This window comes from Cereibacter sp. Soil_C_27 (assembly GCF_057657095.1).
On record NZ_JBDGJD010000004.1, the window covers coordinates 345,162 to 360,614 of the forward strand.

A 15,453-nucleotide genomic window follows, 5' to 3' on the forward strand; every position below is an offset into this window, starting at 1 on the left:
CCCGCTCTACCCTGCCCCTGCCCATCGAGAGGACGCCATGACCGACCGCCCGAAGCTCAAAGCCAAAGACGCCCCCGACCTCGGCCGTTTCGACTGGGAAGACCCCTTCCGGCTGGAGGACCAGCTGTCGGAGGAGGAGCGGATGCTGCGCGACGGCGCCCGCGCCTATGCCACCGAAAAGCTGCAACCCCGCGTCACCGCCGCCTATCGCGAGGAATCCACCGACCCCGGCATCTTCCGCGAGATGGGCGAGATGGGCCTTCTGGGCGTCACCATCCCCGAGGAATACGGCGGGCTCGGCGCTTCCTATGTCGCCTACGGTCTCGTGGCGCGCGAGGTTGAGCGGGTCGATTCCGGCTATCGCTCGATGATGTCGGTGCAATCCTCGCTGGTGATGTATCCGATCTACGCCTACGGCTCCGAAGAGCAGCGGCGGAAGTATCTGCCGGGTCTGGCCAAGGGCGAGTTGATCGGCTGCTTCGGCCTGACCGAACCCGACGCGGGCTCTGACCCGGCGGGGATGAAGACCGTCGCGAAGAAGACCGACAGCGGCTATGTGCTGAACGGCTCGAAGATGTGGATCTCCAACGCGCCGATCGCGGATGTCTTCGTGGTCTGGGCGAAATCCGAAGCGCATGGCGGCAAGATCCGCGGCTTCGTGCTCGACAAGGGCATGAAAGGCCTCAGCGCGCCGAAGATCGGTGGTAAGCTTTCCCTGCGCGCCTCGATCACCGGCGAGATCGTGATGGAGAATGTCGAGGTCGTCGAAGACGCGCTGCTGCCCTACGTCGAAGGCCTCAAGGGGCCCTTCGGCTGCCTCAACCGCGCCCGCTACGGCATTTCCTGGGGCGTGCTGGGCGCCGCCGAGTTCTGCCTGCATGCCGCGCGGCAATACGGGCTCGACCGCAAGCAGTTCAACCGCCCGCTGGCCCAGACCCAGCTCTACCAGCTGAAACTGGCCAACATGCTGACCGACATCAGCCTCGGCCTGCAGGGCAGCCTGCGCGTCGGTCGGCTGCTCGACGAGGCCAATGCCGCACCCGAGATGATTTCCATCGTCAAGCGCAACAACTGCGGCAAGGCGCTGGAGATCGCCCGCTGGTCGCGCGACATGCATGGCGGCAACGGCATCCAGGAAGATTTCCAGATCATGCGCCACATGGTTAATCTCGAGACGGTGAACACCTACGAGGGCACGCATGACGTGCATGCGCTCATCATCGGGCGCTCGATCACCGGGCTTCAGGCCTTCTTCTGACCCCAATCGACGACACAGCGCCAGAGGCACCGCCCTGCCGGAGCCTCGGCACGCCAGCAAGGACAGCGCGATGCAAGATCTCTTCTCCTCTCTCGGCCTCACCTCCGATCTGACGCAGGGCGGCACGCTCGCCGTGCGCTCGCCTATCGACGGGGCCGAGATCGCCCGCATCGCGGAAACCCCGGTCTCCGACATGCCGGAGATCATCGCCCGGTCGCAGACGGCGTTCCGGGCCTGGCGCGAGGTGCCTGCCCCGCGGCGCGGCGAGCTGGTGCGGCTTTTGGGCGAGGAGCTGCGCGCGGCCAAGACCGAGCTGGGCGCGCTGGTGACGCTGGAGGCGGGCAAGATCACCTCCGAGGGTCTGGGCGAAGTGCAGGAGATGATCGACATCTGCGATTTCGCCGTCGGCCTGTCGCGCCAGCTCTACGGCCTGACCATCGCCTCCGAACGTCCCGGCCACCGGATGATGGAGACCTGGCACCCGATGGGGCCCTGCGCCGTCATCTCTGCCTTCAACTTCCCGGTCGCCGTCTGGTCCTGGAACACGGCGCTGGCGCTGGTCTGCGGCAACCCGGTGATCTGGAAGCCGTCGGAGAAGACGCCGCTGACCGCCATGGCCTCGATGAAGATCATGGAGCGGGCGCTGGCCCGGTTTGGGGACGCGCCCGAAGGGCTGGTGCAGCTGGTGATCGGCGGGCCTGCGGTGGGCGAGGCGCTGGTGGGTTCGAAGGACTTGCCGATCGTCTCGGCCACCGGCTCGACCCGGATGGGGCGGATCGTCGGGCCGAAGGTGGCGGAACGCTTCGGGCGCTCGATCCTCGAGCTTGGCGGCAACAACGCGATGATCGTGGCGCCTTCGGCCGATCTCGACATGGCGGTGCGGGCCATCGTCTTCTCCGCCGTGGGCACCGCCGGGCAGCGCTGCACCTCGCTGCGGCGGCTGATCGTGCATCACTCGATCCGCAAGGATCTGGTGGCCAAGCTCGCCGCCGCCTATGCCACGCTGCCCATCGGCGACCCGCGCAAGGAGGGCACGCTGATCGGCCCGCTGGTCGATGCCGCCTCGCGCGACCGGATGCTGGCAGCGCTGGAGCAGGCAAAGGCCGAGGGCGGCACGGTGCATGGCGGCGCGGCAGTCGGGGGCGTGGCGGGTGGCGCCTATGTCCAGCCCGCCATCGCCGACATGCCGGGGCAGAGCGCCATCGTGAAGGAGGAAACCTTCGCGCCGATCCTCTACGTCATGGGCTACGAGACGCTGGAGGAAGCCATCGCGCTGCAGAACGACGTGCCGCAGGGCCTGTCCTCCTGCATCTTCACGCTGAACCTGCGCGAGGCCGAGACCTTCCTCTCGGCGGTCGGCTCCGATTGCGGCATCGCCAATGTCAACATCGGCCCCTCGGGCGCCGAGATCGGCGGGGCCTTCGGCGGCGAGAAGGACACCGGCGGCGGGCGCGAGAGCGGCTCGGACGCCTGGAAAGGCTACATGCGGCGGCAGACCAACACGGTGAACTACTCGGCGCAGCTGCCTCTGGCGCAGGGCGTGAAGTTCGACATCTAGAGCGCCGCCGACCAGAGCCGGAACCGGCCCTGACCCGTGACCTCGCGGATCAGGCCGAGCTCGGTCAGCCGGTCGAGGTTGCGTTGCACCGCCGCGCGCGAGGCCTTGGTCTCCGCCTCGGCCACCGGAGCGGAGAGCAACGGCCAATGCGCCAGCGCCGCGATCAGCAGCGGCGGAGTGCGGCCTGACAGGCCCGCCGTCGCCTCGGCGGCGCGTGCCTGCCAATCGTCCAGCCGATCCAGCAGCCGCAGCGCCGCGAAGGTCGCGTGCTCGGCCCCGGCATACCAGCGGGCCAGCCGCTCCTCCGCCGAGCCGCCGGGGCGCAGCGCCATGCTGCCGCCCGTCGCCAGCGGCAGGAACAGCGCGCCGCGCCCTTCCATTGCCCCAAGCCGCGCGGCAACCACCGCCGCCTCCATCCGTGACGAGGCGCCGGGATCGGTCAAGAGACCCCAGGCGTGAAAGCCGAAGGCCGCCCGGCTGATCGGGTGCATCCCGACCGAAGCCTCCTCGATCTCCACCCAGTCGGCCAGCCAGTCCTGCCCCAGCTCCTGTCGCGCGAGGAAGGCGGCGAGCCCCGCCTCCGGCCCCGGCCCGGAGGTCAGCCGCCGCACCGCCCAGCCGGCCCGGGCCAGCGCCAGACTGTCGTCCTGCACCCCGTCGAGCCGCAGCGCCAGCCACAGCGCCAGGCGGTCGGGCGTCACCCGGTCGCCCGCCCACCACGAAAATTCCGCCGCCTCGACCAGCGCCAGACGGCTGCGCCGCCCCTCTCCCGCCCGCCGCAGCCGCTCGTCCAGAGCACCGAAACGTTGCGCCGCGCGGGCCAGATCGGGGGCGAGCGCGGCCTCCGCCCTCCGCCACTCCGCCGGGCGCAGCAGGCTGCGCCGGTCGGCGCGTGGCAGCGGTGGGGCGGTGGTTTCGGGCTCTTCCGCCGGCAGAAACCACAGCTCCTCCTCTGCCCCCGGCTCGGGGTCGTAGGGCGAGGGCGGCGTCAGCAGGGCATCGGCAAGCGGGCGTTTCATCCGCAGAGAATAGCATCGCCGCGCCGGAGATGCCGAGGGCCATCTTTGGGCGGATGAGGCCAATTGCCGCACAATTGGCCTTTACCCATCCGTCCAATCACTCCATCTTCACCCGCGACCGGCGATAGCCGGAGAATAGGACGTGCTATGCTTATTGCCTTGGACAAGATCTTCGCGGACGATCCGTCGCCCTATGTGCTGGTGGACCGCGAGCTGCGGATCGTCTGGGCCAATGCCGCCTATTTCAAGACGACCGGAAAGGGCCCCGAACTGATCATCGGCAAGGTGATGACCGAGGCCTTTCCGGCGCCTCCCGACTCCCTTCCCGACCAGATGCTCCGCAATTCGCTGCAGCGCGTGCTGGATTCCGCCCGCACCGACCATCTGCCGCTGATCCCCTATCCGATCACGCAGGCCGACGGTTCGGTCTCCGACCGCTACTGGAGCGCCACGCATACGCCGATCATGGACAGCGACGGGCTCGTCGAGTTCATCCTGCAAAACACCAACGACGTCACCGAGATCTACGAGGCCGATCTCGACACCGCGACCTCGGGCGACAAGGCGCGGGTGATCCGGCGGGCCGAGGCGGTGGCGAAGGAGAACCTCGAGCTCGGCGCCGCCATGGCCTTCGTGCGCTCGGCCTTCGACCAGGCGCCGAGCTTCATGGTGGTGATGAAGGGGCGCGATCTGACCTTCCAGATCGTCAACGACTCCTATCTCCAGCTGGTCGGGCACCGCGATCTGATCGGCAAGCCGCTGCGCGAGGGCCTGCCGGAGCTGGAGGGGCAGGGGTTCTTCGAGCTTCTCGATGAGGTTTACAGCACGGGCGAGGCCGTGACCCGGCGCGGCGCCGAGGTTCGTCTGCTCCGCACGCCCGATGGCCCCGAAGAGCAGCGCTTCGTCGATTTCATCTTCAGCCCGCTGAAGGACCCGGACGGCACGACGAACGGCATCTTCGTCGAGGGCCACGACGTCACCCGGCAGAAGCTGGCCGAGGCCGAGCTGATTGCGACGCAGGAGCGGTTCCGGACCATGGCGCAGACCATGCCGAACCACGTCTGGACCGCCACGCCCGACGGTCGGATCGACTGGGTCAACGACCGGATCTACGCCTACACCGGGGCCGACAAGCTCGACGGCGATCTCTGGACCGACGTCGTCCACCCTGCCGATCAGGCCCCCACGCTGACAGCATGGGCGGCAGCCGTCGCCGGGGCCAGCCGCTACGAGACCGAATTCCGCATCCGCAGCGCCGATGGCAGCTACCGCTGGCACATCGTGCGCGCCGTTCCGGTCTCGGGTGCCTCGGGCGAGGTGGAGCTCTGGGTCGGCACCAACACCGATATCGAGGACCGCAAGGCCGCCGAATCCGCGCTGGCCCAGTTGAACGCCACGCTGGAGGAGCGGGTCGAGCAGCGCAACCGCGAGCTGGAGGCGCTGCATGCCACCCTGCGGCAGAGCCAGAAGATGGAAGCCATCGGCAATCTGGCCGGCGGCATCGCCCATGACTTCAACAACCTGCTGCAGACCATCACCGGCAGCCTGCAGCTGGCGCTGCGCGGCATGGAGCCGAATTCGGCGGTGCGGCCCCGGCTGGATCAGGCGATGAAAGCGGTGGAGCGCGGGGCGACGCTGGCCTCGCAGCTCCTGTCCTTCGGCCGCCGTCAGCCGCTGGCCCCCAAGGTCATCAACCTGAGCCGGCTGCTGCGCGAAGCCGACCATATCGTGCGCAGCGCCATCGGCGAGGCGGTGGAGGTCGAAACCATCGTGGCGGGCGGGCTGTGGAACACCTGCGTCGACCCGTCCAACGTGGAAAGCGCGATCCTCAACCTCGCGATCAACGCGCGGGATGCAATGAGCGGGCAGGGCAGGCTGACCATCGAGATCGGCAATGCCTATCTCGACGATGCCTATGCCCGCGCCCATGCCGATGTCACGCCCGGACAATATGTGATGCTCGCCGTCACCGACACCGGCTGTGGCATGCCGCCCGAGATCGTCGACCGCGTGTTCGAGCCCTTTTTCACCACCAAGGCCGAGGGCCGCGGCACCGGGCTCGGCATGTCGATGGTCTACGGCTTCGTCAAGCAGTCCGGCGGCCATGTGAAGATCTACAGCGAGGTCGGCAGCGGCACCTCGATCAAGATCTACCTGCCGCGCTCGCTGGAGGCCGAGGATGCCGCGCGTCCGGCGCAGCAGGGGCCGATGTCAGGCGGCAGCGAGACGATCCTGCTGGTCGAGGATGACGAGGACGTGCGCGCAACGGCGGCGGGGCTGCTGGTTGACCTCGGCTATACCGTGCTGCAGGCACGCGACGCCGACCGCGCCATGACTATCGTCGAGAGCGGGGCGCGCATCGACCTGCTCTTCACCGATGTGGTGATGCCGGGACGGATGAACAGCCGCCAGCTGGCCGAGAAAGCCAAGCTGATGATGCCCGATCTCGCGGTGCTCTTCACCTCGGGCTACACCCAGAACTCCATCGTGCATGGCGGCAGGCTCGACGCCGGCGTGCATCTGCTGAGCAAGCCCTACACGCAGGAAGCGCTGGCCCGGAAGATCCGCGAGGTTCTGGCCCGCCCCGCAGCCGCCGAGCCGCCCGCGCTGCAGCGCGCGCCTGCGCCGCCGAGGGCGCCGCTGACCGGCGTGCGCGTGCTGGTCTGCGAGGATGACGTGATCATCCGCATGAACCTCGCCGAGGTGCTGAACGAGGCCGGCTGCACCGTCCACGAGGCGGGTACGGCCAAGAAAGCGCTGTCGCTGCTCGAGGCGGAGCCGGTCGATGCGCTGCTGGTGGATGTCGGCCTGCCGGACCTGCCGGGCACCGAACTGGCGAAGGCCGCGCGCGGCCTCTTTCCCGACCTGCCGGTGGTCTTCGCCACCGGCGAGGCGCATGTCGCCGGTGCCGAGACCATGGGCCATGCCCGGGTGCTGACCAAGCCCTTCGGCGACGAGTCCCTGATCGAGGCGCTCCTGGCCGTGCTGGGGCGCAGAGGCTGATCCTGCCCTTCGGGGCGGGATCCACGCCCTGGGCGCCTGAACGGCAAAGGGCTCCCGATGGGAGCCCGCAGCTTGATCTCTCAGGGAAAAGTGGTGCCGCTGAAGGGACTCGAACCCCCGACCCCATCATTACGAATGACGTGCTCTACCAGCTGAGCTACAGCGGCCTGGTGCGGGGCTATTAGCATCACCCCGCGGGGATGGGTAGCCCTAATTTGGGCTCCCCGCCAAGGGTTTTTCATCGATCACCTCGCCATCCTCCGCCGTGGCGGCAGAGGCGGACGGCGCGCCGACGATCAGCGGCAGCAGCTCGGTGCCGGTGGCGCTGGGGGCGGTGGTCTCGGTCGGTTCGCGCCAGCTCAGCGTGTCGAAGCCGCCGCAATTGTCGCAGATCGGGCCCCAGGCTGCGTGGATGCTCTGGCAGTTGTCACAGCACCATTGCGGGCCGCGCGGCGCCGTCAGCGCCCGTGCCAGCCAGCCGCGCACCACGGCGTCGTCGGCGCCCTCGCCCCTCTCGACCGCCGCCATGATGGTCAGCGCCCGGGTGGTCGGATGCCGCGTCACCAGATCGCCCAGCGCGCGGCGGGCGCCGGGGAAATCCTCGGCGGTCAGCGACAGCTCGGCCAGCAGCATCCGCGTCTCGTCATCCTCGGGATGGATCGAGGTCAGGGTGCGGAAGCGTTTCAGCCGGGCGGTCGGCGTCTCGTCAGGCTCGATCTCGGCAAAGGCGGCTGCCAGATCGGGATGCGGCTGCGCCTCCCAGGCCTTCTTCAGCACCCGGGTCGCGTATTTCGCGTTGCCCTGCGCGATATAGCTGCGTGCCGCCATCGCCGCCGCCGGGATCAGGTCGGGCGACTTCTTGTTGGCGGCGATCGCCGCCTCGCGCGCTTCGATCGAGGACGCGTCGTCGAACACCGCCTTGGCCGTCTGCAGCGCCAGCACCGCATCGCGACGCTGATAGACCGCCTTGGGCAGCGCGCCCGACTTCAGCTTGGCGCTGAGCGTGCTGCGCGCGCCGGTCCAGTCGTTGCGGTCGGCCTGCAGCTTCAGCAGGATGTCCTGCGTCTCGGGATGGCGCGGCTTCAGCGCGAAGGCCTTCTCGGCCAGTTGCAGCGCCGTCGCGGTATCGCCCTCTTCGATCTTCTGCTTCATCAGCCCGCGGATGCCGACGAAGCGGGTGCGCTCATCGGACAGCAGCGTCTTGTAGGCCTCGGTCGCGCGACGCGAGTCACCCGACTGCTCGGCGGCCTGCGCGATCAGCAGGTTGGTGAGCTCGGGTCGGCCGAGATATTTCTGCGCCTTGGCCGCCCGCGACATGGCGGTCCGCGGCTCGCCCGCGGCCAGCGCCATCATGCCTTCTGACAGCGCCTGATAGCCCTTCTTCTCGCGGCTGCGGTCGAAATAGCGCGAGATCGCGGTCTCGTCGCCATTGAGGAAACGCAGCAGGGCAAAGACGAAGCCGACCAGCTTGAAGAAGATCCAGACGGCAAGCACCAGCAGCAACACCAGGATCACCGCCTGCAGCGGGCCGAGGTTCAGCTCGATATTGGCGATGGCGACGCGGACGCCGCTGGCGGTGTCGATTAGCAGACCGGCCCCGAAGGTCAGCGCGGCAACGGCGGCGACGAACAGCAGAACCTTGATGAGGGACCAGATCATTGCGCGCGCCTCATTTCGCTTCTGCGGCTGCGGCGAGGGCCGCCACGGCGTCGGTTGCATCGATACGCTTCTGCGCTTCAGCGGTCCAACCGGCCATCGCCGCCTGCCCCTCTTGCGGCAGAGCGCCGATCTCGGTCAGGGCCTTGGACAGATCGCCCGCCTTTACCGCCGCTTCGGCGCGCGACAGCACCGCATCGGGATCGGTGCCTTCGCGCGGCGTCAGCGACCGCGCCCCGGCCTGCGCCCGCACGAAGGTCGAGACGCGACCGGCGAAGGTGTCGCCCATGTCGGCCAGCAAGGATGCGTCGAGCGCGGCCCGCGCGGCTTCGGGGAAGGCGGTTTCGAGGCTGGCGATGGTCGGGATGCCGCCTTGCGCCCCGTCGATCAGCACGGCGGAGATCTCGATCCCGGCAGCGGCGATATCGTCGAGCGGCGCTGCATAGCCGGTGCCGGAATCGAGCGCGGCGCGCACCCGCGACAACGAGGCCGAGGTGGTGGCCCTGCGGGCCGTGGCCTCGACTTCGGATTTCAGCGCATCGGCCTGGGCCTGGGCTTCGGCCAGACGGGCTTCCGCCGCCTCGGCCGCCGCCTGGATATCGGCGTTGACGGCAGAGGCCGCGCCGCCTTCGATCTGGCTGCGCAGCGCCGCCACCTCTTCCTGCAGCGCCGTCACCTCGGCCGGTGCGGCACCGCCGCCCGGGGCGGATTCGACACCCGACATCCGCTCTTCGAGCGCCGCCACGGCGTCGAGCGCCGACCTGGCCTGCGCTTGGGCTTCGGCAAGCTCGGCAGCCAGCGTGGCGACCTGATCGCCGGCGGGCTCATTGGCCTCGTCGAGCCGCGCGCCAAGTGCCGCGATCTGGGAATCCTGCGCCGCGTCACGGTCATCGCCGCCCGCGCCGGCAAGTGGCCAGCCTTCGGGCACATAACGGGCAAGGCCGAAGCCCAGACCGGCGGCAATGGCCCCCCCGAGGAGCAGCGCGAAGAAACCGCCTGCGCCCCGCTTGGCAGGCTGGGCCGGGGCGGCGCGCGGCGGGGCCGGAGGCGGCACGGGCGCTGCTTCGGGGGCCGCGGCAGAAAGCTCGGCCTCGTCGGGCGCCATGGTCTCGTCCTTGCGCACCACCTCGGCCTCCTCGACGGGATCGGCCCTCGGCGTCACCGGCTCCGGGTCCGACAGCGTGAGCGGTCCGGTCGTCTCCTGCGCTGCGTCCACCGGGGTGTCTTTCCCCGCGTCGCGGGAATCTGGATCTGCCATCGCCGTGCCTTCCGTTTGCGCCTGCCTCGTGACCGGAGTCTCTGCGACCCTAGCCGCTGCCGCCGCCTGCCTCAAGCAGGTGACTCTGCGTCAATAAGCGCCTCTATCGCGGCGATCAGGCTGGCCGCGTCCGGGCGCGCGGCGATTTGCAACCGCAGGGGCGGCAGGCCCACCGCCTCGGTCGCCACCGCGGGGCTGAGCGCCGCCACCCAGAGCCGCGCCTGCGGCACCGCGCGTCGCAGTTCCGCGACCAGCAGCCGGGCCGTGCGCGGCGAGAAGACCGGCGCGATCACCGGACCTTCCCCGCGCAGCAGCTCCAGCGCCTCCTCGGTCAGCGGCATCGGGCGCTGGTCGTAGACGACGACCTCGGTGGCGGAAATTCCGGCCTCCGTCAGGTGCTTGGCAATCTCGCCCCGCGCCTCTGCCCCGCGCAGGTGCAGGAGCGGCCCGCGCTCGCCTGCGGCGATGACCTGCGCGATCAGCGCCCCGGCATCGCCATCCGCCGAGCGCGTCTCGAACCCGGCGGCACGGGCGACCCGTGCCGTCCGCTCACCCACGCACCAGGCGCGGCGGGGCAGCAGGGTGGCTTGGGCGGATATCCGCTGAACGGCCTCCACCCCGGTTTCCGAGGTGAAGATCAGGGCTTGGGCACCTTCCGGCAGCGGCGGCGCAAGGAAGACCGGCTGCAGCAGCGGGGCGGTCACGAGGCGAATCCCTGCACCGAACCGCGCCCTCAGCGCCGCGGCAAACCGCTCTCCCTGCGCGGCGGGTCGGGTCAGCAGGAAAGGGTGGCGGGATTGTGAGGCCATGTCAGAGGTGTTACCTGCGAGGAAACCTTCTGGCAATCGGCGGCCCATGAGCGAAAGTCTCACCTTTCTTGGCATCGAGAGCAGCTGCGACGATACGGCAGCCGCCGTGGTGCGCCACGCGCCCGGCGCCCCGGCGGAAATCCTCTCCTCGGTGGTCGATGGCCAGACCGCGCTGCACGCCGCCTTTGGCGGCGTCGTGCCTGAAATCGCCGCCCGCGCCCATGCCGAACGGCTCGATCTCTGCGTCGAGCAGGCGCTGGCGGACTCCGGGCTTCAGCTCGGCGATCTGGATGGCATCGCGGTAACGGCGGGGCCGGGGCTGATCGGCGGCGTGTTGTCGGGGGTGATGTGCGCCAAGGGCATTGCCGCTGGGACCGGGCTGCCGCTGGTCGGGGTCAACCATCTGGCCGGCCATGCGCTGACGCCGCGGCTGACCGACGGGCTGGCGTTTCCCTATCTGATGCTGCTGGTCTCTGGCGGGCATTGCCAGTTCCTGCTGGTGCGCGGGGTGGAGGAGTTCACCCGGCTCGGCGGCTCGATCGACGACGCGCCGGGCGAGGCCTTCGACAAGACGGCGAAGCTTCTGGGCCTGCCGCAGCCCGGCGGCCCGGCGGTCGAGGCCGAGGCGAAGGCGGGCGACCCCCGCCGCTTCGCCTTCCCCCGCCCGATGCTGGACCGGCCCGGCTGCGACATGTCCTTCTCGGGCCTCAAGACCGCGCTGCTGCGGGCACGGGATGCCCTGATCACGGCGCAGGGCGGGCTGACGCGGCAGGACCGCGCCGACCTCTGCGCCGGCTTTCAGGCGGCGGTGGCCGATGTGCTGGCCGAAAAGACCCGCCGCGCGCTGGCGTTGGTGCGCGACGAGACCGCCACGCCGGTGCTGGCCGTGGCGGGGGGCGTTGCCGCCAATGGCACGATCCGCGCCGGGCTGCAGGCGGTCTGCGCCGCGGCCGGCGCGCGCTTCCTCGCGCCGCCGCTGCGGCTCTGCACCGACAACGCGGCGATGATCGCCTGGGCCGGGATCGAGCGCTTCCGCGATGGCGCCCGCGACGGGATGGCACTGTCGGCCAGACCGCGCTGGCCCCTGGACAAGACCAGCCCGGCCCTGATCGGCTTCGGCAAGAAGGGGGCCAAGGCATGAGCGACGTGGCGATCATCGGCGCAGGGGCCTTCGGCACCGCCCTTGCGGTGACCTTGGGGCGCGAGGCGCCGGTGACGCTCTGGGGCCGCAGCGCACAGCAGGGGCTGGACCTGCCGGCAGGCGTCACCTTCACCACCGACATCAGCCATGTCACCGCGCAAACCGTGCTGCTCGCCGTGCCGACCCAGGCGCTGAGCGCTGTTCTCAAGGACCATGCGGCGCGGTTGGACGGTCGGGCGCTGGTGGCCTGCTGCAAGGGCGTCGATCTGGCGACCGGGCTCGGCCCCACCGCGCTGATCGCCCGCGCCTGCCCCGCAGCCACATCGGCAATCCTCACCGGTCCGAGCTTCGCCGCCGATATCGCGCAGGGCCTGCCGACCGCCCTGACGCTGGCCTGCGCCGACGATGCGGCGGGCGAGGCGCTGCAGCGGCAGCTTTCCACCTCGGTCCTGCGGCTCTACCGCAGCACCGACGTGATCGGAGCCGAGCTTGGCGGTGCCCTGAAGAATGTCGTCGCCATCGCCGCAGGCGTGGTGATCGGCGCCGGGCTCGGCCAGTCGGCACGGGCGGCGCTGATGACCCGCGGCTATGCCGAGATGCAGCGCCTGTCGCTGGCCCTCGGCGCGCGGCCCGAAACGCTGGCCGGTCTCTCCGGCCTCGGCGATCTGGTCTTGACCTGCACCTCGGACCAGTCGCGCAACTTCCGTTACGGCGCGGCGCTCGGCGCGGGGCGGCCCTTCGACAGCCATGTGACCGTGGAGGGCAAGGCCACCGCCAAGGCCGTTGTGGCGCTGGCGACGCGGCACGGGCTCGACATGCCGGTGGCCGCGATGGTCGATGCGCTGATCGACGGCCATGTCACCCTCGCCCAGGCCATCCAGGCCCTTCTCACCCGTCCCCTGAAACAGGAGTAAACTGATGCGCGTCGCCCTGATCTGCACCGACAAGGCCGGTGCCCTGCAAACCCGGCTCGACACCCGCGCCGCCCATCTCGCCCATATCGAGGACAGCGGCGTGGTCGAGATGGCAGGCCCCTTCCTGAACACCGAAGGCCAGATGACCGGCTCGCTGGTGGTGCTGAATGTCGACACGCTCGCCGAGGCGCAGGCTTGGGCCGAGGCCGATCCCTATGCAAAGGCCGGGCTGTTCGAGAGCGTGCAGATCGCGGAGTGGAAGAAGGTCATCGGCTGATGGCATACTGGCTGTTCAAGTCCGAGCCCGACGCCTGGAGCTGGGATCAGCAGGTGGCGCGCGGCGAGAAGGGCGAGGAGTGGACCGGGGTGCGCAACTATCAGGCCCGCAACCATATGCGGGCGATGCAGCTCGGGGACCGGGGGTTCTTCTACCATTCCAATGTCGGCAAGGAGATCGTCGGCATCGTCGAGGTCTGCGGTCTCTCGGCGCCTGACAGCAGCACCGACGATCCACGCTGGGACTGCGTGACGATCAAGGCGGTGAAGCCGCTGGCGCGCCCGGTGACGCTGGAGGACTGCAAGGCTGACGAGCGGCTGAAGGACATGGTGCTGGTGAACAACGCGCGCCTGTCCGTCCAGCCGGTGAGCGATGCGGAGTGGCAGGCGATCTGCAGGCTGGGCGGCGTCTGACCCTTTGAAATGGAGGGCCTCGACCCCGGCGAGACCCTCCATCCACCCCACGTGCTCCCTTGGCACCACACGTGTCTGAGAAGGTCTCGGGCATCCTGCCCTGTCCGCCCACCCTACTCGGGTCGGCGCCCCGGGGCAAAGAACAAGCGCGGAGGATTTTATACGAAGGCGATCCGTCGCGCTTGGTCGTGGCTCAGGCGTAGACGGATTCCTTGCCGAAATGCTTGACCAGCATGTAATAGATCACCGCGCGATACTTGTTGCGCTCGGATTTGCCGTAGGTGTCGATCACCGCCGCCAGTGCTTCGCCCAGCTTCGGCCCCTCCGGCAGGCCCAGTTTCCTGACCAGAAAATTGCGCTTCACGGTTTCCAGCTCCTCGGGGCTCGAGGCGGCGATGGTCTCGCTGTCGGGATTGTAGATCGCCGGGCCGCAGCCGATGGTGACCTTGGTCAGAAGATCCATGTCGGGCTCGATCTTGCACTTGTCGCGCAGTGCCGCGGCATAGCGGCTCACCAACTCGTCTCTCTTGCTCATCCCCGTCGCTCCCTCTCCCATCGCGGGCCACCGACCGGTGACCCTCTGCGAATGCTAGGCGAATCATCCCGCGACACAAAGAAAAAACGGGCACGACCTCCCGGCCCTGCCCGTCTTTCCGTTCTCGCGCGCCAGAAACCCGGCGCGGGCGATCAGTAGCGGTAATGCTCCGACTTGAACGGGCCCTCGACACTGACGCCGATGTAATCGGCCTGCTCGGGGCGCAGCTCTGTCAGTTTCACGCCGATCTTCTTCAGATGCAGCCGCGCCACCTTCTCGTCCAGCGCCTTGGGCAGGATGTAGACGCCCGGCGCGTAGTCGTCGCCCTTGGTCCAGAGCTCGATCTGCGCCAGCACCTGATTGGTGAAGGAGGCCGACATGACGAAGGACGGGTGGCCGGTGGCATTGCCAAGGTTCAGCAGGCGGCCTTCGGACAGCAGGATGATGCGGCTGCCCGAGGGCATCTCGATCATGTCCACCTGGTCCTTGATGTTGGTCCACTTGTGGTTCTTCAGCGCGGCGACCTGGATCTCGTTGTCGAAATGGCCGATGTTGCCGACGATCGCCATGTCCTTCATCTCGCGGATATGCTCGATGCGGATCACGTCGCGGTTGCCGGTGGTGGTGATGAAGATATCGGCCGAGGCGACGACATCCTCCAGCACCACGACCTCGAACCCGTCCATCGCCGCCTGCAGCGCGCAGATCGGATCGACCTCGGTCACCTTCACCCGGGCGCCCGCGCCCTGCAGCGAGGCGGCCGAGCCCTTGCCCACGTCGCCATAGCCGCAGACCACGGCGACCTTGCCCGCCATCATCGTGTCGGTGGCGCGGCGGATGCCGTCGACCAGCGACTCCTTGCAGCCGTACTTGTTGTCGAACTTCGACTTGGTGACGGAGTCGTTGACGTTGATCGCCGGGAAGGGCAGCTGGCCCTTCTTGTGCAGGTCATACAGGCGATGCACGCCGGTCGTCGTTTCTTCCGACACGCCCCTGATCGCGGCGCGCTGCTGGGTGAACCAGCCGGGGCTCTCGGCCAGACGCTTCTTGATCTGGTTGAACAGGCAGACCTCCTCATCCGAGGTCGGCACCGCGATCAGGTCGGTCTCGCCCGCCTCGACCCGCGCGCCGAGCAGGATGTAGAGCGTCGCATCCCCGCCGTCGTCGAGGATCATGTTGCAGGTGCCCTCGGAGAACTGGAAGATCTTGTCGGTATAGGTCCAGTACTCCTCCAGCGTCTCGCCCTTGATGGCGAAGACCGGGGTGCCAGTCGCGGCGATGGCGGCAGCGGCATGGTCCTGCGTCGAGAAGATGTTGCACGAGGCCCAACGGACGTCGGCCCCCAGCGCCACCAGCGTCTCGATCAGCACGGCGGTCTGCACCGTCATGTGCAGCGACCCGGCGATGCGGGCGCCGGCCAGCGGCTTCGACGCGCCGAACTCCTCGCGCAGCGCCATCAGGCCCGGCATTTCGGTTTCTGCGATGGTCAGCTCTTTCCGGCCATAATCGGCCAGATTGATATCCTTGACGATGAAGTCGGCCATGCGTGGCTCCTGAATGAGGTCAGCCCCGATTTAACATCGACCGCCCTTCGCGGCAATGCAGCGGAGCC

Annotated in this window: 13 protein-coding genes and 1 tRNA gene; 7 read left to right on the forward strand and 7 right to left on the reverse strand. The window is 68.9% G+C overall.

Features of this window, described 5'->3' with window-relative positions; all coding sequences use genetic code 11:
• The first annotated feature begins 37 nt into the window (after positions 1-37).
• Both AC3A5Z_RS16495 and amaB read left to right on the forward strand, forming a co-directional pair.
• On the forward strand, positions 38-1,258 hold the full coding sequence (locus tag AC3A5Z_RS16495; RefSeq protein WP_487520416.1) for an acyl-CoA dehydrogenase: 1,221 nt from the start codon (positions 38-40) through the stop codon (positions 1,256-1,258).
• Positions 1,259-1,328: 70 nt separating this feature from the next.
• Complete coding sequence (gene amaB / locus AC3A5Z_RS16500) at positions 1,329-2,816, forward strand: L-piperidine-6-carboxylate dehydrogenase (RefSeq protein ID WP_487520417.1); 1,488 nt, start codon at positions 1,329-1,331, stop codon at positions 2,814-2,816.
• On the opposite strand, the gene AC3A5Z_RS16505 is transcribed toward amaB, so the two are convergent.
• Positions 2,813-3,835: a helix-turn-helix domain-containing protein gene (locus AC3A5Z_RS16505; protein WP_487520418.1), complete on the reverse strand. Its 1,023-nt coding sequence runs from the start codon at positions 3,833-3,835 to the stop codon at positions 2,813-2,815. The two genes, amaB and AC3A5Z_RS16505, sit on opposite strands and share 4 nt — an antisense overlap.
• Before the next feature lie 147 nt (positions 3,836-3,982).
• Here AC3A5Z_RS16505 and AC3A5Z_RS16510 point away from each other — a divergent pair, with 147 nt between their 5' ends.
• Positions 3,983-6,838, forward strand: a complete 2,856-nt coding sequence (locus AC3A5Z_RS16510) for a hybrid sensor histidine kinase/response regulator (RefSeq protein WP_487520419.1) — start codon at positions 3,983-3,985, stop codon at positions 6,836-6,838.
• 91 nt (positions 6,839-6,929) lie between these two features.
• On the opposite strand, the gene AC3A5Z_RS16515 is transcribed toward AC3A5Z_RS16510, so the two are convergent.
• The 4 genes from AC3A5Z_RS16515 to AC3A5Z_RS16530 form a co-directional block, all read right to left on the reverse strand.
• A tRNA-Thr gene (locus tag AC3A5Z_RS16515) sits at positions 6,930-7,005 on the reverse strand.
• Positions 7,006-7,048: 43 nt separating this feature from the next.
• A complete protein-coding gene (locus AC3A5Z_RS16520; RefSeq protein ID WP_487520420.1) occupies positions 7,049-8,497 on the reverse strand; it encodes a heme biosynthesis HemY N-terminal domain-containing protein in 1,449 nt (482 codons plus the stop codon).
• Between the two features lie 10 nt (positions 8,498-8,507).
• Complete coding sequence (locus tag AC3A5Z_RS16525) at positions 8,508-9,752, reverse strand: COG4223 family protein (protein WP_487520421.1); 1,245 nt, start codon at positions 9,750-9,752, stop codon at positions 8,508-8,510.
• 71 nt (positions 9,753-9,823) lie between these two features.
• Positions 9,824-10,609: a uroporphyrinogen-III synthase gene (locus AC3A5Z_RS16530; protein ID WP_487520588.1), complete on the reverse strand. Its 786-nt coding sequence runs from the start codon at positions 10,607-10,609 to the stop codon at positions 9,824-9,826.
• Between AC3A5Z_RS16530 and tsaD the strand changes: the two genes are divergently transcribed.
• The 4 genes from tsaD to AC3A5Z_RS16550 are packed head-to-tail and all read left to right on the forward strand — an operon-like array spanning position 10,608 to position 13,306.
• The gene (gene tsaD, locus AC3A5Z_RS16535) at positions 10,608-11,702 is read left to right on the forward strand and encodes a tRNA (adenosine(37)-N6)-threonylcarbamoyltransferase complex transferase subunit TsaD (protein WP_487520422.1); all 1,095 of its coding nucleotides are present in this window, start codon (positions 10,608-10,610) and stop codon (positions 11,700-11,702) included. The genes AC3A5Z_RS16530 and tsaD overlap by 2 nt on opposite strands.
• Positions 11,699-12,616: an NAD(P)H-dependent glycerol-3-phosphate dehydrogenase gene (locus tag AC3A5Z_RS16540; protein WP_487520423.1), complete on the forward strand. Its 918-nt coding sequence runs from the start codon at positions 11,699-11,701 to the stop codon at positions 12,614-12,616. Before tsaD ends, AC3A5Z_RS16540 begins: the two co-directional genes overlap by 4 nt.
• 4 nt (positions 12,617-12,620) lie before the next feature.
• Entirely contained in the window at positions 12,621-12,893 is a 273-nt protein-coding gene (locus AC3A5Z_RS16545) for a YciI family protein (protein ID WP_136793483.1), read from the forward strand.
• On the forward strand, positions 12,893-13,306 hold the full coding sequence (locus tag AC3A5Z_RS16550; RefSeq protein ID WP_136793482.1) for an EVE domain-containing protein: 414 nt from the start codon (positions 12,893-12,895) through the stop codon (positions 13,304-13,306). Before AC3A5Z_RS16545 ends, AC3A5Z_RS16550 begins: the two co-directional genes overlap by 1 nt.
• A gap of 193 nt (positions 13,307-13,499) precedes the next feature.
• Here AC3A5Z_RS16550 and AC3A5Z_RS16555 read toward each other — a convergent pair whose 3' ends face one another.
• Complete coding sequence (locus tag AC3A5Z_RS16555) at positions 13,500-13,841, reverse strand: DUF2853 family protein (RefSeq protein WP_487520424.1); 342 nt, start codon at positions 13,839-13,841, stop codon at positions 13,500-13,502.
• A gap of 152 nt (positions 13,842-13,993) precedes the next feature.
• Entirely contained in the window at positions 13,994-15,385 is a 1,392-nt protein-coding gene (gene ahcY, locus AC3A5Z_RS16560; RefSeq protein WP_487520425.1) for an adenosylhomocysteinase, read from the reverse strand.
• Positions 15,386-15,453: the final 68 nt, after the last annotated feature.